Source organism: Flavobacterium nackdongense, assembly GCF_004355225.1.
Lineage (GTDB): Bacteria > Bacteroidota > Bacteroidia > Flavobacteriales > Flavobacteriaceae > Flavobacterium > Flavobacterium nackdongense.
Genome location: NZ_CP037933.1, coordinates 3,524,805 through 3,550,599 on the forward strand (window position 1 = coordinate 3,524,805; position 25,795 = coordinate 3,550,599).

The window sequence follows — 25,795 nt, forward strand, 5'->3', positions numbered from 1 at the left end:
AACGATAAACAACAAACAACAAATAATAATTAAATTAAAAAAAATGAAAGTTACAGTAGTAGGAGCGGGAAATGTAGGAGCATCTTGCGCAGATGTGATTTCTTATAGAGGAATTGCAAGTGAAGTAGTATTATTAGATATTAGAGAAGGTTTTGCAGAAGGTAAAGCTATGGATTTGATGCAATGCGCAACAAATACAGGTTTTAATACCGTAATCACTGGTGTTACCAACGATTATGCAAAAACAGCCAATAGTGATGTAGTGGTTATTACATCAGGAATTCCAAGAAAACCAGGAATGACAAGAGAAGAATTAATAGGAATCAACGCAGGAATCGTGAAATCGGTTGCTGATAACGTATTAACACATTCTCCAAACGCAATCATCGTGGTGGTTTCAAATCCAATGGATACGATGACGTATTTGACATTGAAAGCTACAGGTTTGCCAAAAAACAGAGTAATCGGTATGGGTGGAGCTTTAGATAGTTCTCGTTTTAGATACTATTTGTCAAAAGCTTTAGACAAGCCTTCAAATGATGTTTCGGCGATGGTTATTGGTGGTCACGGTGATACCACAATGATTCCATTGACAAGATTAGCGTCTTATAATGGTATTCCAGTATCTCAATTTTTATCAGAAGAAGAATTGGCTAAAGTAGCTTCGGCAACAATGGTTGGTGGTGCTACTCTTACAGGTTTGTTAGGAACTTCAGCTTGGTATGCGCCAGGAGCTTCAGTGGCGTATTTGGTAGATAGTATTTTGAATGACCAAAAGAAAATGATAGCTTGTTCTGTTATGCTTGATGGCGAGTACGGACAAGATGATATTTGTATTGGTGTTCCTTGTATCATTGGAAAAAATGGTGTGGAGCAAATACTGGATATTAATTTAAGCGATTCAGAAAAAGAGGCTTTTGCCAAAAGCGCCGATGCGGTTAGAAATATGAATGGCGACTTAAGTTCTATTTTAGGATAGGAATATTTGGGTAAAAAATGAAAAGACTGCACTTTTGCAGTCTTTTTTTTGACATTAATCAATAAATTAATTGGTTAATCTTAACGTTAATTATATATTTGCTCGGTTTATAGAAAACGCTGTAGTTGCCACTGTTTTGATTTTATTGCAAAATGGTTATAACTGCTTCTTTTATAATTGTTTAAATAAATAAATACAATAAATAATTAATTTTTAGTAATAATGCAGAATAAAGGACTTATTAAATTTTTCGCAATTTTATTTGCACTGGTAAGCATTTACCAACTTTCTTTCACTTTCGTTTCAAATAAAGTAAAAAACGATGCTAAATCTTTTGCCAAGGGTAATCCGGAAGCAGAATTTAAATATCTTGACTCCATTGGAAAAGAAAATGTTTTCAATCTTGGCTTTACAAAATTCACTTACAACGAAGTAAAAGACAAACAAATCAATAAAGGTCTTGACTTAGAAGGTGGTATCAATGTGATATTGCAAATTTCTGTAAAGGATGTTTTAAAAGGATTGACTAATAATTCTAAAAATCCGGTTTTCAATAAATCTTTGGCTGATGCTACGGCTAACCAAAAAGGAAATCAAACTTATATCGATGCATTTTTCGAAGCTTTTGAAGCCAATTCAAAAGGAACCGTAAAATTAGCTTCTCCTGATATTTTTGCAAATAGAACATTGCAAGGGGAAATTGATTTTAAAATGACGGATAAAGAAGCCCAAAAAGTGATTCGCAAAAAAGTGGATGAATCAGTGGATAGTGCTTTTGGAGTATTAAGAAAACGTATCGATAAATTCGGAGTTACACAACCTAACATTCAAAAATTAGGTGAATCTGGAAGAATTCTTGTAGAACTTCCAGGTGCGAAAGATGTAGATAGAATTAAAAAATTATTACAAAGTACCGCTCAATTAGAGTTCTGGGAAACGTATAAAATTGATGAAATAGGTAATTTCTTAATGGCTGCTAACGAGGCATTGAAAAAAACCGAAATCAAAACTCCAGAAGTTAAAGCTGTTGCAAAAGATACTTTAAGTGCTTTATTGACGGATAAAACTGATTCAGTCGATGCAAAAAAAGGAAATAATCCTATACTAGACAAGATAATTCAACAAGGAGGTGGGCCGGTTTTGGGAATGTTCTCTCCGAAAGATACCGCTGTAGTTGGAGGGTATTTGAGAAGAGCAGATATTAGAGTTTTATTAGCTCCAGACCAGCATTATGCCAAATTTGTTTGGGGAAAACCAACCACATTGACAGATGCTAAAGGAAAAGAAGTTGATGCAGTAGAATTATATGCATTAAAAGGGAACAGAGACAATGCTGCTTCAATGGGTGGCGGAGTTGTTACTGATGCAAATGATACATTCGATCAATTGGGAAAACCTGCAGTTTCTATGCAAATGAATGGGCAAGGGGCAAAAGCTTGGGAAGAATTGACAGGCAGAGCTTATGCTCAAAAAAGCAATATCGCTATTGTTTTGGATAATGTGGTTTATTCTGCTCCGGGTGTTTCTAGTGGCCCAATTTCGGGTGGAAGATCTGAAATTTCAGGAAATTTTGAAATTGCAGAAACTAAAGATTTAGCCAATGTACTACGTGCAGGTAAACTTCCTGCAGCAGCCGATATCATTCAATCAGAAGTAGTAGGACCATCCTTAGGTCAGGAAGCTATTGATAACGGAACAAATTCAGCACTTTTAGGTTTGTTATTAGTGTCACTTTGGATGATGGTGTATTACGGTCGTTCAGGTTGGTATGCTAATATTGCCTTAGCAGTCAATTTATTATTCTTATTCGGAATTTTGGCGAGTTTAGGTGCGGTACTTACTTTGCCTGGAATTGCCGGTATCGTTTTGACAATGGGTACTGCAGTTGATGCGAACATCATTATTTATGAAAGAGCTAAAGAAGAATTGCGTTCTGGCAAAACATTGGAAGAGGCTGTTGTAGCTTCGTACAGTTGGAAAGGTGCTATGCGTTCTATTGTAGATGCAAACGTAACTCATATTTTAACAGGTGGTGTATTGTTTATTTTTGGTTCAGGACCAATCAAAGGATTTGCTACCACTTTATTAATTGGTATTGTAACTTCGTTATTTACCTCAATATTTATTGCAAGAATATTTATTGATAGAAGAATTCAACAAGGCGGAAAATTATCATTTGTAACTAATTTTTCTAAAAACTTCTTTACTAATTTCCACTTCGATTTCTTGAGCATCAAAAAATGGACGTATGCTTTTTCAGCCATCGTTACTATTGTGAGTGTGTATTCATTAGCTACTAATGGACTGGATCAAGGGGTTGATTTTGTTGGAGGAAGAACGTTTCAAATTCGTTTTGAAAAACCAGTTGTAGCCGAAGAAATAAAAGAAGATTTAACAAAAGTATTTGGTAGCGCCGAAGCAAAAGTTTTTGGTAACGACAATCAGTTGAAGATTACTACAAAATATAAAGTGAAAGATCACGGAATTCAGGCCGATGAAGAAGTGAACAAATTATTGTTTGATAATTTGAAAAAACATTATTCTGCTGGATTGACTTATGATAAGTTTGTAAATGCTTATGATGGGAAAAAATTAGGGATTTTACAAGCTTCTAAAGTAGGACCAACAGTAGCTGAGGATATCAAAACCAATGCGTACTGGGCTGTTCTTGGAGCCATGCTTATCGTAGGATTGTATTTGATAATCAGTTTTAGAAAATGGCAATACAGTTTAGGTGCGATTGCTGCGGTGGTACACGACGTAATATTTGTTTTGGGTATTTACTCCTTGTGTTATAAATTCATGCCTTTCGGTATGGAAATTGACCAGCACTTTATCGCTGCGATTCTTACTGTTATCGGGTACTCTATGAATGATACCGTAATTGTATTTGACAGAGTACGTGAATATTTGGGTAGTAAGAAAGCCAAAGGAAACTTCAACAGTATCGTCAATCAATCGATTAACAGTACCATGTCAAGAACAATTAATACTTCATTGACGATGATTTTAGTATTATTGATTATGTTCGTATTTGGTGGTGAGTCGATTCGTGGATTTATTTTTGCGATGTTAATCGGTATTATTGTGGGAACATATTCGTCATTGTTTATCGCAACACCAGTTTTGTGTGATACAATGTCTGAAGAAGAACATAAAAAAATCGAACAAGAACACAATGCATAAATTGGTTTGATTGTATAGTATTTAAAAGACTCGAATTTGATTCGGGTCTTTTTTTTTATGACTGTTTTTTAGATTTCGAAATCGTTCATTTATACATAATTTCTGAATTATATTTTATTGAAGAGTCAAATTTTATATATTTACAAAATATTGCTTTAATTCCCAAATTCTAAGCGACCTAAAACCTATTCATGATGAAAATTGTAATCAAGTCGTTTGTCTTTCTACTTTTGATCAGTTCTTTATCAAAAGCGTCTGTTTTTGCTAAAATTAGTGTCAATAGTTCTGTCAGCAAAACTCTTATAACATCTCCACCAACGGTATATTCGCCAGTAACCTATTGGCAAAATTGTACTACTCCTTTAGTAGCTATTCCCTCAGTAGGAGCAACATTGAATTGGTATCTCACAAATGCACCAACAGAAATTCCAACTGCTGTTGCTCCGATTCCTAACACGACTATAATTGGCACAGCAATAGCAACATATTATGTGAGTCAGACTATTGCTGGTGTGGAGAGTATTCGTGTTCCGATTGTTGTAAATGTAGCAGTTGATAATGGTGCTGCTATTCTAGGATTGAGGTGTGATGCGTCACAAATTCCAAATTATTCTTCTGGCTACACGCCTCCAGCTACAATTAATAATTCTGTCTTTTTTGATTGGGGAAACAATTCATTAATTTCTAATTCCTATAATTTTTCATATACTATTCAAGGAGGGGCGCCAGTGATAGGAACAACAGGTACCTCCCATTGGTTAGTGCCTAATATGTTGCCAGGGCAATCAGCTACTTTGATATTGACATCAGCTTCACATCCTTGCGTACCATCACAAACTATGAAATGTAGCGTTCCCTGCGGGTCATCTACAACAACTCCTACCTTTACTTCAACACCCACTACCTACTGTTTGAATGATGTGGTAGTGTTGCCTACAACTTCAACGAATGGAATAACCGGTGCTTGGAGCCCCTCAAGTGTCGACACTTCGTCTATGGGGACCATAACCTACACTTTTACGCCAGATCCAATAGTATTTCCTTGTGCGCTGAAAACCACGCTAAGTATTTCTGTCGAACCTATTGAGCCTGATTTTAGCGATTTTTCTATTTGTTCAGGTGATGTAGCACCAGTTTTAAGTTCAGTTTCCCCAAATGGAATAACGGGATCCTGGAATCCAGCAACAGTGGATAATTTGGCTGACGGCGCTTATGTTTTTACTCCAGATCCAGGACAGGCCTGTACGCCATCCGTTAAAATCATTAACGTAACAGTCAATCCGTCCAATACAATCAATACGTTGAATTGGACGACAACCGATGATTTTACTAAAATTCAAATAGTGACCGTTACGGACCCATTAGGGGCTAATTTTGTATACCAAATGGATGATGGCCCACTGCAAACAAGTACCATTTTTGAAAAGGTCTCCCCTGGACTTCATTCTATCACTGTTAAAGATGTAAATGGTTGCAGTGCATTGACAAATAACAATGTCCTAATTATTGGTTATTCAAAATATTTCACACCAAATGGGGATACGTATAACGATTCTTGGAATATCAATACCCTAAGTGATTTGTCTCCAAATTCTAGGATTTATATTTTCGATCGTTACGGAAAATTATTGAAAGATATTAGTCCGGGTGGTTCTGGCTGGGATGGAACCTACTTGGGCAGGCCAATGCCTGCAGATGACTATTGGTTTACGGTGGAATATTCGGAACAAAATAGTGTCAAAAAATACAAATCGCATTTTTCTTTAAAGCGATAAAATACAAAAGCCTCACAATTTTGCGAGGCTTTTGTATTTTTTGGTGTAGGTTTAGTTGTTTATAAATGCACTGGTTTTTCGGCAGTGAAAACAAAATACAATCCAATTAATATAAAAGGAATACTGAGCCATTGTCCAGTTGAAAATAATCCTAAAGCACTTTCGAAACCACCTTGACTTTCTTTTACATATTCCACTACGAATCGTACCGACCACAAAAGCACCAGAAAAAGACCAAATAAATAGCCTGATTTTTCTCTAACATCTGTTTTCCAATATAAAAAGAAAAGAATGGCAAATACAAAAATATAGCAACCAGCTTCGTATAATTGGGCTGGGTGTTTGGCAGGGACTTGTTGCAAAAGATCTGAAAATTGTGGATTGGTTGCAATAGCATGATAAGCCTCTTTTGGCGAAGCCAATTGCGTTGCGTTTACCGCTTCACGTGCACTAAATTGATCTCGAACAAATCGAACCCCTAATGGAGAGGTTGTCACGTTTCCGACTATTTCAGAATTGAAAAAATTGCCAAAACGAACAAAGATTGCCCCACTTGCCACAGGTATTACTATTCTGTCTAAAATCCACATTTGTGATCTTTTAAGTATGTTTTTACTATAAAAGTACATGGTTATTATTATTGAAATTGCTGCTCCGTGGCTTGCCAAACCAGTATAGCCGGTAAATTCCCATCCACTAATAAAATGAAAAAGCGTTCCCTCTGGATTTTCTCTTATTGGCAGCAAAATTTCAATAAAATGATTGCTGTAATATTCCCAATCGTAAAAGAATACATGCCCTAAACGAGCGCCAACCAAGGTGGCTAAAACGGTCCAAATAAAAAGTGTATCTAATTTTTCTACGGGCTCGTTTTCTCGTTCGAAAATGTTTTTCATAATGTACCAACCGAGTCCAAAAGCAATTACAAACATTAAACTGTAATAGCGAATTACGAAAAATCCTAAATCAATTCCTTCTGATGGATTCCAAATTAAATTTGAAGATGGTGTCATATTTTATTTATTTATGTAAAAATACATTTTTTTGTTTTTGTTCACTAATTTTCTCCGTGCTTATCATTGCATTCTTTTGATGGAACAGGATCATAGCCCGTTTTGCCCCAAGGATGACAACTCAAAATTCTTTTTAACCCTAAATAACCACCATACAACAAACCGTGTTTTTGTAGCGCTTCAATCATATAGCTAGAGCAGGTGGGCTCAAATCGGCAGGACGACGGAGTAAAAGGCGAAATTGCACCTTGATAAAACCGAACAAGCAGTACAAAAGGATATATGAGGATTTTGTTGAGCATATTTTAAATAAGTGTTCGGTCTTTAGTGTTCAGTTACTATGCGTAACCTTCTTCTGAAAGCTATCTTGGCTTCGACTTAATAACTGCGTACTAATTACGGACTACTGAACACTAAAAGTAGTCCCTTCTTTTCCGTCTTTCAACTGAATTCCTAACGTAATCAATTGATTTCGTATCTGGTCTGACAAGGCAAAATCTTTATTGGCACGAGCCTCATTTCGCATCTGGATAAGCAGGTTGACTACACCCTCGAGTTTTTCGTTATTGTTTTCTATTGATTTCTCGTCTTTAAGTCCCAAGACCTCAAAAAGAAATTGATTTACGGATTGACTAAACGACTTTAAATCCTCGGCATTGAGTGTTGCCACATTGTCATTCAATAAATTGATGTAACGAACGCCTTCAAATAAATTGGCAATAAGAATTGGGGTGTTGAAATCATCGTTCATTGCTTCGTAGCAGCTCGTTATCCAGTCGTTTACTGAAAAAGAGGAGCTGGATTTTGGCTGGATGTTATGTAATAGTTTTACCCCTTCCAACAATCGATTCAGCCCTTTTTCGCTGGCAATCATCGCCTCGTTCGAAATGTCTAAAACGCTTCGGTAATGGGCTTGCAAGAAGCAAAAACGGACGACATTCGGTTGGAATTTCTTTTCGAAAAAAGTGTTTTCACCCGAAAGTAATTCCATTGGTAAAATATAATTTCCTGTCGATTTACTCATTCGTAAACCATTCATAGTCAGCATATTGGTATGCATCCAGATATTGACTGGGGTAGTGCCGTTGCACGCTTTGCCTTGAGCTACTTCACATTCGTGATGTGGGAATTTTAAATCCATCCCACCTCCGTGAATGTCAAAATGTTCTCCTAAATATTTGGTACTCATAGCGGTACATTCTAAATGCCAACCCGGAAAACCTTCGCCCCAAGGAGAATTCCAACGCATAATGTGAGCCGGAGAAGCATTTTTCCATAAGGCAAAATCTTGCGGATTTTTCTTTTCGTTTTGACCGTCTAAATCTCGGGTGTTAGCAAATAATTCATCAATATTTCGGTTGCTTAGTTCACCATAATTCAACCCTTTTTTGTTGTATTCAAAGACATCGAAATAGACAGAGCCCTCTGTTTCATAGGCAAAACCATCAGTAATCAATTTTTGAATCAATTCTATTTGTTCAATAATATGTCCCGTTGCGGTAGGCTCAATGGTGGGAGCCAAAAAATTAAACTTATCTAAAACTTGATGAAAATCGACGGTATATTTTTGAACCACTTCCATAGGTTCTAATTTTTCCAGTCGTGATTGTTTTACAAAGCGGTCGTTTTCTACATTGCCATCATCGGTCAAATGCCCTGCATCGGTAATATTGCGAACATAACGGGTTTTGTAACCCAAGTGCAAAAAATACCTAAAGATGACATCGAATGACATAAAAGTTCTCACATTTCCTAAATGGACATTGCTGTAAACTGTTGGCCCACAAACGTACATTCCAACGTTGCCGTCGTGAATGGGCTTGAAAACTTCCTTTTCACCCGAAAGTGTATTGTATATTTTTAAGGTTTGGGATTTGAATTGAGGCATTCTTGTCTGCTGTTTGTGGTTTATTGTTTGTGGTTCATTGTTTGTGGTTTGTTTTTTGTTAGTTTATAAATAGAAAAACTAAAAACAGCAAACCATACACCCTAAACTTTTTAAAACTTAGTATCTAATTTTATATATTCTAAAAGTTCTCTGCGAGTCTGTTCATTTTTGAATTTCCCACCAAATTCCGAGGTGACGGTACTACTTTCGATATCTTTTATACCGCGGGAGTTGACGCATAAATGTTTGGCATCAATGATACAAGCCACGTCTTCTGTCCCAAGTGCCATTTGAAGTTCTTGCACAATTTGCATGGTTAATCGTTCTTGTACTTGAGGTCTTTTGGCGTAAAATTCAACAATTCGATTTATTTTAGACAGTCCTACCACACGACCGTTCGAAATATAAGCTACGTGTGCCCTTCCGATGATGGGCAATAAGTGGTGCTCGCAAGTAGAATAAACAGTAATGTTTTTTTCCACCAACATCTCTCCATATTTATAACTGTTTTCGAAAGTGGAAGCATTCGGTTTCTTGTTGGGATTTAATCCGCCAAAAATTTCTTTTACAAACATTTTCGCTACGCGATTCGGCGTTCCTTTCAAGCTATCGTCTGTCAAATCCATACCTAGGGTAAGCAGCATGTTTTCTACATCTTTCTTAATTCTTTCAATTTTTTCATCGTCAGAAATAGCAAAAGCATCTGGTCTTACTGGGTTTTTTGCTGATGAACTGATATGATTGTTTCCTATTTCGTCCTGAAATTCTTCGTTGTTGATCATTAAAAGTTACAATTATGGTGTAAATAAAATTTAGGGGGTAAAGATAATTAATTAAAGCCAAAGAATTTCTAAAGCTTTTGATAATTAATTCGAATAAATTGTATTTGAAAAAATGAAAATAAATGAATTTTTCTATCTCAAATTGTAAACTTCAATGGCTTTCTTTAGGATTTGAACAGCGCGAACCAAATCTTCCTTTTTCAATACATAAGCAATGCGAACTTGATTCAATCCAACTCCCGGAGTCGAATAAAAACCGCCAGCTGGCGCAACCATTACAGTTTCGCCGTTTAAATTGTAGTTTTCGAGCAACCATTGGGCAAAGTCATCGGTATTGTCAACGGGGAGTTGAGCAATGCAGTAAAAAGCAGCTTTTGGAGTAGTAACTATTACACCTTCAATTGTATTCAATTCGGCTATTAGCGCATCTCTTCTCTCTTTGTATTCTGAAATCACTTCGTCAAAATAGCTTTGTGGAGTATCAATGGCAGCTTCACAAGCGATTTGTTCTATGGTTGGTGGACATAAGCGCGCTTGTGCAAATTTCATCGAAGCAGCGATTACTTCTCTGTTTTTGGTAACCATACAGCCAATTCGTGCGCCACACATACTGTATCTTTTGGAAACAGAATCAATCATTATGACGTTTTGCTCAATTCCTTTTAGGTTCATCACCGAAAAGTGTCTGTCTCTCTCGTCGTAAATAAATTCGCGATACACTTCATCTGCGATTAAAAATAAATCGTGTTTTCGAACCAATTCTCCCAATTGATTAATTTCAGATTCTGAATACAAATAGCCCGTCGGATTATTGGGATTACAGATTAAGATTGCCTTGGTTTTGGGAGTAATTGCTTTTTCAAATTCTTCAATTGTTGGTAGTGTAAAACCGCTTTCTATAGTTGAAATAACGGGCACCACTCTAGCGCTTGATTCAGCTGAAAAGGCACTGTAATTGGCATAAAAGGGTTCTGGAATAATAACTTCGTCCTCGGGATCCATAATGCTGCCTAAGGCGAACAAAAGCGCTTCAGAACCACCGGTGGTAATCATTATGTCTTCAAACGAAACGTTTACATCTTGTCTGGTATAAAATTGGGCCAATTTTTTCCTATAACTTTCATAACCCGCCGAAGGACCATATTCTATGATGTCTAAGTCCATATTTTTGATAGCTTCAATCGCTATTTCGGGACTTTTTATATCAGGTTGACCTATGTTTAAATGGTATACTTTATGGCCTTTTAATTTAGCCATATCAGCATAAGGAGCCAACTTTCGAATTGGCGATTCGGGCATTTTACGACCTCTAATAGAAATACTAGGCATGTTTTGAAAATTTGCTGCAAATTTGCGACTTTTTTTTCGAAAAAAATCGCTTCAAATTTCTTAATTTGTTAATAAAAGGAGATAATTCTTCATTATTTCACTAACTTTATCAAAATATTTCAAATGAAACAACTCCTCTTTTTGTGTTTTTTGATTGTTTTTGCTTTGCCAATTTCGGGACAAGATGGATTTCGCTTTGATAAAGGTGTCGATAGAGTGGCTGTACCTTTCAAAAACATCAATAATTTGATTTTTATTCCCATAAATGTCAATGGTGTTGAATTAAATTTTCTGCTAGATACTGGGGTCGAGGAGACGATTCTCTTTAGTATGGAAGATAAAAAAGAAGTGAATTTTTACAATGTTGAAAAAATTTCGTTACGAGGTTTGGGGAGTGAGACTTCTATCGAAGGGTTGAAATCTACCAATAACACATTGGAAATTAAAGGTTTAAAATCTTCAAATCATCTGCTTTATATCGTGTTGGATCAAAGTTTTAATCTTTCGTCGCATGTTGGAATTCCTGTAAACGGTATTATTGGCTATAATTTTTTTAGAAATAATTTAGTGGAAGTGAACTACACAAAAAAGCGCATCGTTGTATATGATGATACCGACAAAAACAGAGAGAAAATCGGTAAAAAATTCCAAGCTGTTCCTATATCGATCGAGAGGTCTAAGCCCTATCTTGTTGGAAATGTTACTATTAATTCGGCTGAAATTCCTACTAAGTTATTACTCGATATCGGCAACAGTGATGCTATTTGGCTTTTCGAAAACAAAGAAAGAGGAATCACTATTCCAACAAAAAATTTCGAAGACTATTTAGGAAAAGGATTTAGTGGCGATGTCGAAGGAAAAAGAGCGCAGATTTCGAAATTTAGTTTTTCCAAATTTGATTTCAAAAACCCAATAGTGGCTTTCCCAGATTCTTCCTCTACTCGAAATGTAAAAATGGTGCAAGATCGAGCAGGTTCTGTTGGCGCAGAAATTTTACGCAGATTTAATTTAGTTTTTGATTATTCGAATAAGCAACTTTTTGTAAAGAAGAATGGCAGTTTTAATTCAGTTTTCAAGTACAATAAAAGCGGTGTCGAAATTCAGCATTATGGGCTGCAATGGGTTCAGGAAACGGTTCATTTGGAAACGGTTCCTTTGATAAGTACCGATGCTGCAGAGGTACGCCGACAAATGTCAGGAAATTATTTTAAATATAAATTTGCTTTGAAACCAATTTATATTATTGCTCAAGTCAGGAAAAATTCCCCCGCAGCGCTTAGCGGACTTCAAAAAGGAGATGTAATCGTCAGTATCAATAGTAGGCCAGGGTATGATTATAGTTTAGAAAAAATCAATGCTTTATTGAAGTCGGAAGAAGAGGATTGGATTAGCTTTGAAGTGGAACGGGAAAGCCAAATTCTGAAATTTAAATTTCAATTGCAAAACGTGTTGTAAATGAAAACGCTACTTGAATTTTGGACAAGAAGCGTTTTTTTATATGTGGAAAGGAGTAAAAAGGTTTATTTTTTAAGCTCTAAATAATTTAAAGGGACGTCTAAAAATTCTTGGTAACTTGCACTGCTAGGTGGACCATCGTTCAATGATGAATGTTCAGCTATTCTAATGGTTATTTTCCCTGCATTGATTTCTTTTCCCGAAACAATGTCTCCAATTTTAAAACATTTTTCAGCCAGTCCTACAACACCACCAACCGTTACAGTTGCACAATAAGGTTTTGTAAAAACATAGGTTTGATCTGTTATGGTTTGATCATTTGTGCAACTCGCAATAATTATGAAAAATAATGGGATACTTAATTTAAAAATTGTTTTCATATTTAAAAAGTGTGACTTTTTCATTTGAATTAATCTGCAATTACATCACCCTTTATTTTCAAAGGGATTCTGCCGCCGGGATAATTTACCGCATTCGATTCGACCGTGATGGTTTTTCGAATGGGACCTGGAATCATGCTGTATTTTACCTGAATTGTGCCCGTTTCCCCGGGATTAATGGCGCCGTTCGGTTTTGAAGGTATAGAAAAACCGGGCGTTGAAAGTACATTGCTGATAATCAATGGAGCATCGCCAGTATTTGTAAATTCTATGGTTCTAATGCCGGTGTCGGCTTTTTTGGAAACAGTTCCATAATCGATAGTGTTGTCTTTGGCTCTGAATTCAATTTTAGGGCCATTTTGAGCATAACCAAAAAGGCTAGTCATTACAATTGCTATAAAAGTGATTCGATTTTTCATTAGGATCATTTTAAATTCTGTTGAGTAAAAATACTTTATTTTAATTAAGTGGACAATTATTTATTTCGCTTTTTATACTGTACATAATTATTTACTTTTGCACACTATTAGAATTACAAAAATCAGACCAAAGCTAAATTTTGGTTGTAACAGTTGCTTTTTATGACAATTCCTGCACAATTCGACGCTAAAACTATTGAAAATAAGTGGTATGACTACTGGATGAAAAACAAATATTTCCATTCGGAGCCCGACCATAGAACACCCTATACGATTGTTATTCCTCCGCCAAACGTGACAGGAGTCTTACATATGGGGCATATGCTGAACAATACTATTCAAGATGTTTTGATTCGTAGAGCCCGTCTCAAAGGCTTCAACGCTTGTTGGGTTCCCGGTACAGACCACGCATCCATTGCTACAGAAGCTAAAGTGGTTGCCAAACTAAAATCAGAGGGAATCAATAAATCGGATTTGAGTCGTGAGGAATTTTTGAAACACGCTTACGATTGGACTGACAAATACGGAGGAACTATCCTGGAACAATTGAAACAATTGGGTTGTTCTTGCGATTGGGACAGAACCAAGTTCACGATGGATCCAGATATGTCGGCTTCTGTAATTAAATCATTTGTCGATTTATACAATAAAGGATTAATTTACCGCGGCTATCGAATGGTAAACTGGGATCCGGAAGCCAAAACGACTTTGTCTGATGAAGAAGTGATTTACGAAGAACAACAAGGAAAATTATTTTTCCTAAAATATAAAATCGAAGGTTCAGAAGATTTCTTAACGGTTGCCACAACTCGTCCGGAAACTATTTTTGGAGATACTGCCATTTGTACCAACCCGAATGACGAGCGTTTTGCACATTTGAAAGGCAAAAAAGCGATTGTGCCCATTTGTGGCAGAGTAATTCCAATTATCGAAGACGAATATGTAGATGTAGAGTTTGGAACAGGTTGTTTGAAAGTGACTCCTGCTCACGACCTGAATGATAAGGCATTGGGCGAAAAGCACAATTTAGAAATTATCGATATTTTCAATGAAGATGCTACACTAAATAGTTTTGGATTGCATTATCAAGGCAAAGACCGTTTCGTAGTACGTGCCGAAATTGCTAAAGAATTAGAGGAAAATGGTGATTTAGCAAAAACAGAAACGCATTTGAATAAAGTGGGCACTTCCGAAAGAACCAAAGCGGTAATCGAACCTCGTTTATCCGACCAATGGTTTTTGAAAATGGAGGATTTGGTGAAACCCGCTATTCAGTCGGTTTTAGTTGATGGGGATATCAAATTGCATCCTAAACGTTTTGATAATACCTACGCACATTGGCTAAATAACATTCGCGATTGGAATATTTCCCGTCAATTGTGGTGGGGACAACAAATTCCGGCCTATTTCTACGGCGATGGAAAAGAAGATTTTGTAGTTGCAGAGAATATTGAAGAGGCTTTAGTTTTAGCACAACAAACCACAAACAATAAACAATTAACCATAAACGACTTAAAACAAGATGCCGATGCACTCGATACTTGGTTTTCGTCCTGGCTTTGGCCAATGTCGGTTTTTGGAGGAATTATGGATCCTGAAAACGAAGATTTTAACTATTATTATCCAACCAATGATTTAGTGACAGGTCCAGATATTTTGTTTTTCTGGGTGGCTCGAATGATAATTGCGGGATATGAATATACAGGCAAAAAACCATTTACGAATGTGTATTTGACTGGTTTGGTACGTGACAAGCAAAGACGTAAAATGTCGAAATCTTTAGGAAATTCGCCTGAACCATTAGAATTAATCGAAAAATTTGGTGCCGATGGCGTTCGTGTAGGTTTGCTTTTGAGCGCTTCTGCAGGAAATGATATTATGTTCGACGAAGAATTGTGCAACCAAGGAAAAGGCTTTACCAATAAAATCTGGAATGCCTTCAAATTGATAAAAGGTTGGGAAGTTTCGGATTCGATTCCGCAACCAGAATCTTCGAAAGTGGCAATTGAATGGTATGAAGCCAAATTGCAACAAACACTTTTGGAAATCGAAGACAATTTCGAAAAATACAGAATATCCGATGCTTTAATGGCAATTTATAAATTGGTTTGGGACGATTTCTGTTCTTGGTTCCTTGAAATGATTAAACCGGCTTACCAAAAGCCAATTGATAGTGTAACTTTAGCGAAAGCCATTGAAATGCTTGAAAACAATATGAAATTGTTGCATCCTTTTATGCCATTCTTGACCGAAGAAATTTGGCAATTATTGGCAGAAAGAACAGCAGAAGAAGCTTTGATTGTTTCGACTTGGCCAGAAATAATGCCATTTAATGCGCAATTAATTTCGGATTTCGAAAATACGATTGAAGTGATTTCAGGAATTAGAACGATTCGTAAAGACAAGAACATTCCGTTCAAGGATACGATTGAATTGAAAGTAGTGAACAACGATAAATTTTCCACTTATTTTGATGCAGTGGTGACCAAATTAGGAAACTTAACGTCCTTAGAATATGTTTCGGATAAAGTGGATGGCGCATTGTCTTTCCGTATCAAATCGAATGAATATTTCATTCCGATTACTGGAAATATTGATGTTGCAGCCGAAATTGAAAAACTGACAGCTGAGTTAGTATACACCCAAGGATTCCTTAAATCAGTTCAAAATAAATTGTCTAACGAGAAATTTGTAAACGGTGCTCCAGAGAAAGTTTTGGCAAACGAAAGGCAAAAAGAAGCCGATGCATTGGCTACAATTGCCACATTGGAACAAAGTTTAGCTGGGTTGAAGTAATCCTAACAATCTTTTTTAGATTTTTTATTTTTTTGTTGGCTAGCAGCTGCTTGTTATGCCTGGTTGCGAATCCTACCGTAGTTTTTCGTTAATTTTTCGGCTTTTTTTAAAGGTAAATTAGGAAACTAAGTTAAAATAATACCCGGATGTCATATTGAAGGCGAGTAGTACTTGCATACAAGGTGATATGCGGGTATTTTATTTTAAAAAAAGAATGAAAAAGTGTGTTAATTTTTTGTTCTATTTCTGCTTTGTATCCAGATTATGAGCACGAAAGGTCCATTTCTTCCCGATTTTTGCTTAAAATTGGATTTTTTTCAACTTATTCGATGAATTACAGCCACTTATTTAACAATTTTGTATCTATCGAATAGTTTTTTATGTTAAATTTGCTACAGATATTTTAACATCCCCATTAATAATTTAAAAAGAATACTAATGAAACAAATTTTACACCATCTGAAACCTTCTTTACGGTATCAAATTCGAATTCTACTCTTCCCGGTATTATTCGCTATGTTTAGCAACTTTGCCATTGCGCAAAACACTAGTGTGCCAGACGATAATTTCGAAGCTGCTTTGATAGCATTAGGCTATGATAGTGGGCCATTAGATAATGTGGTACCTACTGCCAATATTAATACTGTTACCAGTTTAGATCTCAAAAACAAAAACATTTCGGACCTGACCGGTATTAAAGATTTTACTGCTTTGCAAACTTTAGATTGTGAGGGTAACAATTTGACTACTTTGGACGTTTCAGGATTATTAAATTTAACTTCTCTTGTTGCTCAGAATAATGTTAATTTGGCTACTGTTAACGTAAATACCAATGTAAATCTAACCTATCTTGATCTTTATATTACCTCACTTACTTCCTTGAATATAAGTGCATTGGTGAATTTAACAGCTTTGGGTATTAGTAAATCCTCCTTGGTTAGTCTCGATGTAAGTATGGCTCCTGGTTTAGCTGATTTTTTTATCCAAGAAAATCCGTTACTAAGTAGCTTAGATATCAGAGGAACTAATTTAAGCAGTGTGTTTGCTGCTGATAATAACCCTAAATTAAGTTGTATTCTTGTTGACTATGTTCAGCCAGGAGGAAGTAATTGGGTAAAAGACCCTTGGGCCACCTATTGCAGCTTGACTACCTACAGCGGTGGAGTTTGGACTCCTGCAGCACCTACGACAGGCAATGCAGCCGTAATAGAGGATAATTATAGCGCGGCAGCCGATATCAACGCTTGCTCGTTGACCGTTAAGAATAATGCAACGGTTACAATTCCTTCGGGTTTTAATGTTAATTTAGTTGGAGCTCTAACTGTTGAGTCAGGAAGTACATTCACCTTAAGCAACAACTCCAATCTGCTTCAAGATAATGTCAACTCAACCAATTCAGGTGCAATCAATGTAAACCGCGAGAGCAATCCTCTTTTCCGCTTAGATTTTACTTTATGGTCATCCCCAGTTTCAGGAGCACAAACCTTGGCTAATTTTTCGCCTTTAACTTCTCTTAATCGTTTTTATACTTATAATTCAGGAACTGGGGCTTATAACTTTATTGCAAGCCCTGCTGCGACAGCTTTTTCCGTGGGAACTGGTTATTTAATTCGTATGCCTAATGAAGGTTCGGCTAATTACAATGTTGGTGCTGAAACTCTGGCATATCCTGGTGTGTTTACAGGGACTCCAAATAATGGAACTATTAATATTACAGGTTTAACCCCTGGTACGTATGTCGCCGTAGGAAATCCTTATCCGTCCACTATCGGTGCTGATTTGTTTTTATCTAATAATACATCAATAGATCCTACATTATACTTCTGGAGAAAAACAAATGCGGTTGCGAATACAACTTCTGCTTATGCAACTTGGACTCTTTTAGGAGGTACAGGAACAGCTGGTAGTTCAAATGCGCCAAATAACGTGGCGCCAGATGGCACGATTGCTGTAGGGCAAGGATTTATTGTAAAAACGAACGATTCAGATTTAATTTTTACCAATACAATGAGAACAGCAAGCACAACTGCAAAGTTCTTCAAAACCAAAAAATTGGCAGATAAATCTCGTGTTTGGTTGAACTTAACCAATGCAACAGGTGTTTTCAGTCAAGCTTTAATTGGTTATATGGATGGTGCTACAGAAGGTATCGATAGAGGGATTGATGGTAAATACATCAATGATAGCCCGATTGCATTGACCTCCTTGATCAATAACGAAGAATACACCATTCAAGGGCGTCCCGCTTTTGATGCAACTGATGTGGTAGCTTTAAATTTCAAAACTACTGTATCGGGCGATTATACCATAGCGATTGATCACGTGGATGGTTTATTCGCCACGGGTCAGGATATATATCTTTTGGACAACCAAACCGGAGCAGAAACTAACTTGAAGGAAGGATCTTATAGTTTTTCTGCAGTTGCAGGAGTGGATAACAGTAGATTCTCTTTAAAATACCAAAAAACATTAAAAGTCGATGCGGCAATGCTAAACGATAACACAGTTCAGGTATACAAAAATAAAGGAATTTTATATGTGAATGCTGGAGCGAAAGTAATCAACAGCATCAAAGTATACGACGTTCAAGGAAGACTTATTTTGGAACAAAAGAACGTGAAAGCTACTACTGCGACTTTAAATACTTTGAAAGTCAATAATCAAGTATTGATTGTTCGTGTTGCCGGTGAGGATAATAGCGAAGTCACTAAAAAAGTAATGAATTAAAACTTTAAAATCCAATTAAGATGAAAAATAAATTTTTAAAATATTGTATAGCACTTTTTTTTATAGGTTCCACGACTATTGCTTTTGCTCAACCTGGTACAGGTTCCGACAACAATGGTATCGATGATAATGGTGGTGCAGACAGCACGCCGGCAACACCAATTGACGATTATGTTGGAATTTTGACTTTAGTGGGTTTGTCTTATGTATTGTACAAAGTAAAAACCAATCAAAAAGAAGAAAAGGCTATCTAATATAAATCGAAAACTATAATTAGGTCATAAACCCTGTTCGTTTCGGACAGGGTTTTTTATTCGTTTTTTTTTATTTATCTCTCTGCATTGTGTATGCTTGTATTGCAGCCAACGAATTTTAAAATCAGATACTGCCATAGAAATCCATTGCAGTTGCATTCATTTAGCGTTTGTATTTATCGTTATTTATCAAAGTTACCGTCAGCCGTCTTGTTCAAAATCAAGTACTTTTGGCATTGCTGTTTTTTGTTGGACTTCAAGATGTTCTACGCTTCATCTCGCTATTCATATATTCACAATGCAAAAGTAAAATAGTACAAAAAAATCCTCCTAAAGCTCTTTTTTTATGATTACTAAAGTTAAGCGAGGAAGATTACCGAAGAATCGGGGTTGATTATGTTTAAAAGAGATTTCTTCTTAAAACCTTGGATTAACGATGGCTTTTTGATAACGTAAACATTTGACCACTAGTTAACTATTGGTTGTCGTGTCATGGCATAGGTTTTTGGATTGACTGGTTTTTATGTAGAAATTTTAATTTAGGAAGCTTCACTTTTGCAATTAAATAAAAACTATTAGAATAAGTATTTGCTCCACTAATTTTTCAAACAAAATTTATTTCGATGTACTTTGTTTTAAATTTGCCTCTATTTTAAATCCTACTAGGAACAAAAAAATATGTTATTACTACTTTTGTTTTTACAATTTATAAATTAAGCATATCAAAGTCGGCTAGCTCTGAATTTTTCAAGGTTGGTGCAATGAGTGTTATCAGTAAAAGTATAATCCCAATACTGAAAATATCAGGATTGGGATTATAATGGGTATTACTACGGATGAACGCTATTTATGGATTTGCATACTCCATACCATTAAATCTTTTATTAAAATTTGTATCGTAAACTAGTCATTACCTGACGAGGTGCAATAGGATTTATGCTGTAATTTTCGTGTACCGTATAGTTCAGTTCATTAGTAATATTAGATACTTTGCAAAGTATAGAAATGTCGTGCCAAGTGTACCCAAGAGAGGCGTCTATTGTAGTATAACCTTCCAAAGGAATTTCGCGATCCCAAATGCCATTGGGTTTAGTTGGATCGTATTGGTTGTTCCAGCCCCCTAATCGGTCTCCTATATAATTCCCGATCGACCCGATCGATACGCCTTTCAATGGACCGGAAGGGATGGTATAGAAAAAGCTCAAGTTGGCGGTATGCGCTGGGGTTCTTACCAAGCGGTCTCCTTCAATAAAACTTCCTTTCGCTCCTGTGGTTTGGGTAAATCGCATATCGTTATAGCTATATCCTGCAATAATATTTAGGCCCTCGATAGGATTGGCGGTTACATCTACTTCGACTCCTTTACTTTTGGTTTCACCGCTCAATGTTTTAATCGTTGTATCGGTGTTGACCGAACCATCCGCTCTGAATTCAGCTGTTTGAGCTAAATTGCTGTTGGTAATTTGATACACGGTGATATTAGTACTCAATATTCCTCTCCAAAAATCTTTTTTGATTCCCGCTTCGTATTGGTCAATAATCGAAGGTTTGATGGGTTGTAAGTCCACTGTAGTTCCCGTGTTTGGCGTAAATGAATTCGAATAACTAGCAAATAACGACATATCTTTTGCAGGCTGATACACCAGTCCAACTTTGGGTGAAAATGCATTATCCAATCGTTTTGCCCCTTCAGTGATCGTGTTTTTTACTAAATTTTCAGTGTCGGCCTGTGATTCTTGCCAAGACCAACGTAGTCCGGCTAAAAGTTTTATTTTCTCTGTGAATGAGATTAAATCTTGTGCAAAAACTCCAAAACGATTTGTGTTGGTATAAACAATTTGGGTGTTTGTTATGTTTTTTGGGATATCATTTCTTTGATTTGTAGGATCAAAAGAAAAGAGGTTTATTTTATCATAATAATTGCTTGCATATTTTCCATCATTATTTATTGAAATGGCTTTTTCTGCAAAAGTAAAGGTGTAAGCTGTTGCGAATGAATTTTCCCAGTCTAGTCCTGTAAATACTTGATGTTTGATAGTTCCTGTTTTAAAACAGCCTTGTAAGCTCAATTGATTGCCTGCAATTTGCTCTAAATTTTTATTTTTCCCTAAAGGTCTATTCGTGTCCCCATAAACGGTTTCGTTTTTTTCGTCATTGGGTTGAATGCGTTCTGTGCCGAAAGATTCTCGATTATAAGTCTGATAAGAAGCATTGAAGTTTAACTTCCATTTTTTGTTGAAGTCGTGATTGACTAAGGCCGATGCACTGGTGGAAATTGTTTGTCCGGTAGACCAAAGGGCACCAAAATAGCTGTTTCTTGGGACATCTGCAATTTCTTTACCAATGGAACCAGTACCAAAATCAGGTGTCCAATCGGCTTTTAAATAATCTCCTTGCAGGGTTATTTGTGTCTTTTTTGTGGCATTCAATAGCAATGAAGGATTAAAATAGATGCGTTCGTTTTTGACAACATCTCTAAAGCTTTCTGAATTTTCGTATGATCCATTGATTCTATAGGCGATGAATTTATTCAAAGGGCCATAAAAATCTAGGGTTGGTTTATAATAAGCATAACTTCCCACTTGCATTGTTACTTCACCTCCTTGTTTGAAAGATGGTGTTTTAGTTACTAAATTTAGAATACCTCCGGGCGCCACATTACCAAATAATAAAGCGGATCCTCCTTTTAGAAATTCCACTTTTTCTAGTCCAGTAACTTCGGGAATGGATCCAGAATTATAGCGGAAACCATTTTTAAACATATTATTGGCAGAAAGATCATACCCTCTTGAAAAAAAAGATTCAGTCGCTCCACCTCGTGCCGAACTTACATAAACTCCGTTGGTGTTTTTTACAACTTCACTCAATCGAATGGCTTGTTGTTGTTCGATGATCTCGGCACCAATTACTTGAATACTTTGCGGAACATCCATTGGTTTTAATCCAGAACGTAATGCAGTAACAGGTTTTGGGAGTTTGTTTTGAGTTACAACTACTTCTTTCAAAATCTCCCCTTTTTTGTTTTTTATGGTGTCAAAGCTTTCGAAAATAGCCTTGTCAGCCTCTGCAGATTCTGCCATCGATGGCGTGTTTTGGGAATACGTAGCACTGCAAATTAGTAACAGTAAACTAGCGGGTATTAAACGTTTCATGATTCTTTATTTAGACTTATTAAAAATAATAATGCAAATATAAAAACCATTTTTGGTTCTACAAAGTTTATTTAGACTAATTATGAATAATATTTTAATATTTTTTTAACTATTTGTTTGTTAGTTTTTTACAGCAGAAAATGGGTTGGTTTGATGTTTTATTTCTTCTCTTTTCTAGACTTGCACCGTTTTTAATGACCTTTTGGCAAGCAAGATTTAAAAAAAAATTGTGTTTATTTTTGTAAGAGGTGTGATTTTTCTATGGGTGATGTGGCTGCTGAACTTGAATTTGAAAAACTAGGAACATTTTGCAATGGTTTACAAGAAAATAGTGGATTGTTTCCTAGCTAATAGAAAAGGAATTGGGAACTAAAGTTTGGTCTTAAATTTTTTGTTTCGAAAGTTTTTCGATTTCACGGTTTTCCCATCATCGGTAATCAGAATGCAACTATAATCAACGAATTGATCGAGTAAAAGCAATCCTGCCGTTTTTCCTAAAACCATTATAGACGTACTCAAACCGTTTGCAGTTTCAGCATTGGGACCAATAACCGTAACGCTACAAAGTCCAGTTGCTGGCATACCTGTTGCCGGATTGATAATGTGCGAATAGCGTTTGCCATCGAAAACCACGAATTTTTCATAGCTTCCGGAAGTGGTTACAGCTCCTTTATTTATAGGAACAACGGCAACGATTTTTTCGGTATCAAATGGATTGGTGATGCCAATCTTCCAAGGTTTTCCATCGGGTTGTTCGCCCCAAGTGCTCATATCGCCCGAACCGTTTATAATTCCGGCTTGGATGCCTTTGTCCATCATCATTGCTCGGCATTTGTCGGTGGCATAACCTTCGCCTAATGCACCGAACCCAATTTTCATTCCTTTTAATTTTAGGAAAATGGTCGATTGCAGGCTGTCCAAAACAATGTTTTTATACCCCACTTTTTCTACTGATTTTGTAATGGCTTCCGCCGAAGGCATTTCGGTCATCGAGCCGTCGAATTTCCAGATTTTGTCCATTGCAGCAAAGCTGATGTCAAAAGCACCATTGGTAATTTCAGAAAAACGAATGGCTCTTTGTGTTAATACAAAAACTTCCCGATCCACTTTCACAGGACGAATGCCTGCATTTTGGTTCACTTCCGATATTTGTGAACTGGGTTTCCAGTCGGAAATTAAGTTTTCGATTCGACTAATTTCGGCAATGACCACAGCTATATTCTGTTCAGCAGAAAGTGAATCTTTGGCTACGATACTAATGTCGAAACGACCGCCCATCAATAAAGTAGTTCTTTTGCGCAAGACTTGGCTATGACTGCTGAAGTAGCAAAGGATTAAAAGAAGGAACAGTTGTTTCGCTGACATAACATTTTTTTATAAGGCTTGAAATAGACTTTTCAGGAAAATCGACAATAAAAAGATATTCTTTAATCCTGTTTCGGCTTCATCTCCTGCACTAAGGATTTAATAACAATCCGTCAATATTTGCCCGTTGGCTTTGTAATCTGAAATAGTGAAAGTTGTTCTGCCAAGGCACAGTTGCTCCAGTACAGATTCCACGTCCTTTTGCATTGCCAATGAACCGCAAATCATCACAACGCCACCTTGTTTTAGTAAATCTTCAAAAAAATCGGCATCTCGTTGGATCAAATCCATTACGTGAATTGGGTTTGCCTCACGGGACAAAGCCAAATGAAAACATTGCAGTTGTTGCTTTTCTATCATTTCGTTGGCAAATTTTTTATAGCCAACAACCCTTTCGGTTTCATTTCGAAAGCCACAATACAAATGTGTTTCCGTTTTTTTCTTATTTTGTTCCAACATTCCAAGAAAGGGTGCAATTCCAGTTCCATTTGAAATTAGCGCTACTTTCGATGCCTTTTTCGGAAAATGAAAAGCTGGATTTTTTATGATTTGTGCCTTGATTATCGCACCAACTTTAAGTGAATTCAAATAGCCGGAACCCAATCCGTGAGGATGCAATTTTACAACAAGTTGAATGTTGCCAGAATAATTTCCGATGGAGTAGAGGCGTTCGCGATTGTCGTTTGCGGGATAAATGGCCAATAAATCACCCGAACTACATTTGGCATTCAGCCCAGCCCGAAGTGTTAGCAAAAAGGTCTGTTCCGTATCGGAAACGGCAGTTTTCTTCAAAACCACCAATTTTGTCAGCCCTTTTGGAATGTGATTGTAAACCGATGGAGTTGTGGAAAGCGGAATGCCCGTTTTGGCGCTCCATATTTTTGCCCAATCTACAAATTCCTGCGCCGATTTGTCATTGATGGTATGTATTTCCACTAAACGTTCTGCCCAATTTTGTTTGGCTAGTTCAGCATCAATTTCATAAGCAAAACCACAAAAATCTGGGTAGGATTTTGAACCAAAACCAACGACCGAAACTTTGATTTTTTGCTTTTGTTGGGTTTGATTGAGCAGCGAAACAAATTCGGTGGCATTTGATGGAGAATCTCCCAATCCGTGGGTGGAAGTGAAAATGATGAGGTGTTCCGCTTTTGGGTAAACCGAATATTTATTCAATTCTGCAAAGAAAACTTTTTGGCCCTGAGCCAATAATTGTTTGTGAATCGCATTCGCAAATCGCAAGGAACTTCCATTTTCGGAACCAACCAATAAGATGAATTGGCTTTCCTCGGCTTTGTACTTGTTTTTGATGCGACTCGCTCTTCGTTTCAAGGTCATTGCAAAGCCCGAATAGATAAAAAACAGACTATTTAAACTCGCTATTACTAAATTGATCGCCCATAAAATACTGGTTCGACCGGTGTGCAAATCCAAACTCAAATCCGATAATTGCGCAGTCATTGCAGTTGGAGCTTCACTAATTACAGCACCGCTAATTTGGTTGACTTCAATTTCTCGGTCTTTCAGTTTGATGATGTAATAATCTTCGGCATCATCCGAAAAAGGAAATTCAATTTTCTGGACATCTGCCAAAAGGGTGTTTTTAAAAAAGGATACTTCTTCTTTTTTTGAAATTGTGGTTTTTTCCACAACTTCGGTTTTTTCGAGGAAAAAATTGAATTTTTCCAAAGTCAAATAAGTTCCCGAAAGAGCAATAATTAGAATCGGAATCAGTGATACTCTACCCAAGAAAATATGGTAATATTGTGCGAAATTTTCTTTTACAATTTTTGCAAACAAACTGCGAATGCTTCGTTGTCTTTGCAGTACTAGCGCAAAACCAGAAATGGAAATCAGTGCCAACAAAAAGGAAATAAAACCCACCATAAAACGTCCCGTTTCTTTGAGGAATAAGGAGCGATGCAGTGCGGTAGTCCATTGTATAAACTCGCTTTTTTTGATGGGTTCTCCCAATACTTTCCCTGTTCTTGGGTCGATGTAGGCATTGATATCATTGTCTTCTTGATCTATCCCTTGCAAGCGTACAAATTGGTTGTGATCGATGCTCAATTCAGTTATTTCTGGATAGGTTTTACGAAGTATTGGCAGGGTTTTTTCAAGTGTGATGGAGTCGAAATTTTCTACTCGATAGGAAGGCATTTTTTCCTGAATGGCATCGACGGCTAGAATGACGCCCGTTACAGATGCCAATATCAAAAATACAGCAGAAAAAAGGGCCAAAGTCAAATGAGCGTACCGCCAAAAAGAGAGAGTCATCGATGAATTGTGTTTTAA

The 25,795-nt window shown here is 36.6% G+C and carries 17 protein-coding genes; 7 read left to right on the forward strand and 10 right to left on the reverse strand.

Annotated features, from left to right (window positions below; translation table 11 throughout):
* The first annotated feature begins 43 nt into the window (after positions 1–43).
* The 3 genes from mdh (at position 44) to E1750_RS15175 (ending at position 5,940) form a co-directional block, all read left to right on the forward strand.
* Complete coding sequence (gene mdh / locus E1750_RS15165) at positions 44–979, forward strand: malate dehydrogenase (protein WP_133277581.1); 936 nt, start codon at positions 44–46, stop codon at positions 977–979.
* 222 nt (positions 980–1,201) lie between these two features.
* Complete coding sequence (gene secDF / locus E1750_RS15170; RefSeq protein WP_133277582.1) at positions 1,202–4,165, forward strand: protein translocase subunit SecDF; 2,964 nt, start codon at positions 1,202–1,204, stop codon at positions 4,163–4,165.
* Between the two features lie 191 nt (positions 4,166–4,356).
* Positions 4,357–5,940 carry a T9SS type B sorting domain-containing protein gene (locus E1750_RS15175; protein ID WP_133277583.1) on the forward strand — a complete coding sequence of 528 codons (1,584 nt, stop codon included), beginning with the start codon at positions 4,357–4,359 and terminating at the stop codon, positions 5,938–5,940.
* A 59-nt stretch (positions 5,941–5,999) separates the two neighbouring features.
* Here E1750_RS15175 and lgt read toward each other — a convergent pair whose 3' ends face one another.
* The 5 genes from lgt to E1750_RS15200 all read right to left on the reverse strand — a co-directional run bounded on the left by lgt (position 6,000) and on the right by E1750_RS15200 (position 10,952).
* A complete protein-coding gene (lgt, locus tag E1750_RS15180; protein ID WP_133277584.1) occupies positions 6,000–6,953 on the reverse strand; it encodes a prolipoprotein diacylglyceryl transferase in 954 nt (317 codons plus the stop codon).
* A 44-nt stretch (positions 6,954–6,997) separates the two neighbouring features.
* A complete protein-coding gene (yidD, locus tag E1750_RS15185; protein ID WP_133277585.1) occupies positions 6,998–7,255 on the reverse strand; it encodes a membrane protein insertion efficiency factor YidD in 258 nt (85 codons plus the stop codon).
* A 101-nt stretch (positions 7,256–7,356) separates the two neighbouring features.
* Positions 7,357–8,841 (reverse strand): cysteine--tRNA ligase, encoded by a 1,485-nt coding sequence (gene cysS / locus E1750_RS15190; RefSeq protein WP_133277586.1) that lies wholly within the window; start codon positions 8,839–8,841, stop codon positions 7,357–7,359.
* Positions 8,842–8,951: 110 nt separating this feature from the next.
* Positions 8,952–9,623, reverse strand: coding sequence for a GTP cyclohydrolase I FolE (gene folE / locus E1750_RS15195; protein WP_133277587.1), 672 nt, complete (start codon positions 9,621–9,623; stop codon positions 8,952–8,954).
* 132 nt (positions 9,624–9,755) lie between these two features.
* Complete coding sequence (locus E1750_RS15200) at positions 9,756–10,952, reverse strand: pyridoxal phosphate-dependent aminotransferase (protein ID WP_133277588.1); 1,197 nt, start codon at positions 10,950–10,952, stop codon at positions 9,756–9,758.
* A 123-nt stretch (positions 10,953–11,075) separates the two neighbouring features.
* On the opposite strand from E1750_RS15200, the gene E1750_RS15205 reads away from it, so the two are divergent.
* Positions 11,076–12,407, forward strand: coding sequence for an aspartyl protease family protein (locus E1750_RS15205; RefSeq protein ID WP_133277589.1), 1,332 nt, complete (start codon positions 11,076–11,078; stop codon positions 12,405–12,407).
* A gap of 65 nt (positions 12,408–12,472) precedes the next feature.
* On the opposite strand, the gene E1750_RS15210 is transcribed toward E1750_RS15205, so the two are convergent.
* Together E1750_RS15210 and E1750_RS15215 are read right to left on the reverse strand one after the other, a co-directional pair.
* Positions 12,473–12,787 (reverse strand): hypothetical protein, encoded by a 315-nt coding sequence (locus E1750_RS15210; protein WP_133277590.1) that lies wholly within the window; start codon positions 12,785–12,787, stop codon positions 12,473–12,475.
* 29 nt (positions 12,788–12,816) lie between these two features.
* A complete protein-coding gene (locus tag E1750_RS15215; protein ID WP_133277591.1) occupies positions 12,817–13,206 on the reverse strand; it encodes a DUF1573 domain-containing protein in 390 nt (129 codons plus the stop codon).
* Between the two features lie 162 nt (positions 13,207–13,368).
* Between E1750_RS15215 and E1750_RS15220 the strand changes: the two genes are divergently transcribed.
* The 3 genes from E1750_RS15220 to E1750_RS15230 all read left to right on the forward strand — a co-directional run bounded on the left by E1750_RS15220 (position 13,369) and on the right by E1750_RS15230 (position 18,983).
* Entirely contained in the window at positions 13,369–16,002 is a 2,634-nt protein-coding gene (locus E1750_RS15220; RefSeq protein WP_133277592.1) for a valine--tRNA ligase, read from the forward strand.
* 438 nt (positions 16,003–16,440) lie between these two features.
* Positions 16,441–18,729, forward strand: a complete 2,289-nt coding sequence (locus E1750_RS15225) for a T9SS sorting signal type C domain-containing protein (RefSeq protein WP_133277593.1) — start codon at positions 16,441–16,443, stop codon at positions 18,727–18,729.
* 20 nt (positions 18,730–18,749) lie between these two features.
* On the forward strand, positions 18,750–18,983 hold the full coding sequence (locus E1750_RS15230; protein WP_133277594.1) for a hypothetical protein: 234 nt from the start codon (positions 18,750–18,752) through the stop codon (positions 18,981–18,983).
* Positions 18,984–19,867: 884 nt separating this feature from the next.
* Here E1750_RS15230 and E1750_RS15235 read toward each other — a convergent pair.
* From E1750_RS15235 to E1750_RS15245, 3 genes are all read right to left on the reverse strand, one after another.
* Positions 19,868–22,135 carry a TonB-dependent siderophore receptor gene (locus tag E1750_RS15235; protein WP_133277595.1) on the reverse strand — a complete coding sequence of 756 codons (2,268 nt, stop codon included), beginning with the start codon at positions 22,133–22,135 and terminating at the stop codon, positions 19,868–19,870.
* Between the two features lie 369 nt (positions 22,136–22,504).
* Entirely contained in the window at positions 22,505–23,500 is a 996-nt protein-coding gene (locus tag E1750_RS15240; protein WP_133277596.1) for an FAD:protein FMN transferase, read from the reverse strand.
* A 99-nt stretch (positions 23,501–23,599) separates the two neighbouring features.
* Positions 23,600–25,777, reverse strand: coding sequence for a PepSY domain-containing protein (locus E1750_RS15245; protein ID WP_133277597.1), 2,178 nt, complete (start codon positions 25,775–25,777; stop codon positions 23,600–23,602).
* Positions 25,778–25,795 lie beyond the last annotated feature (18 nt).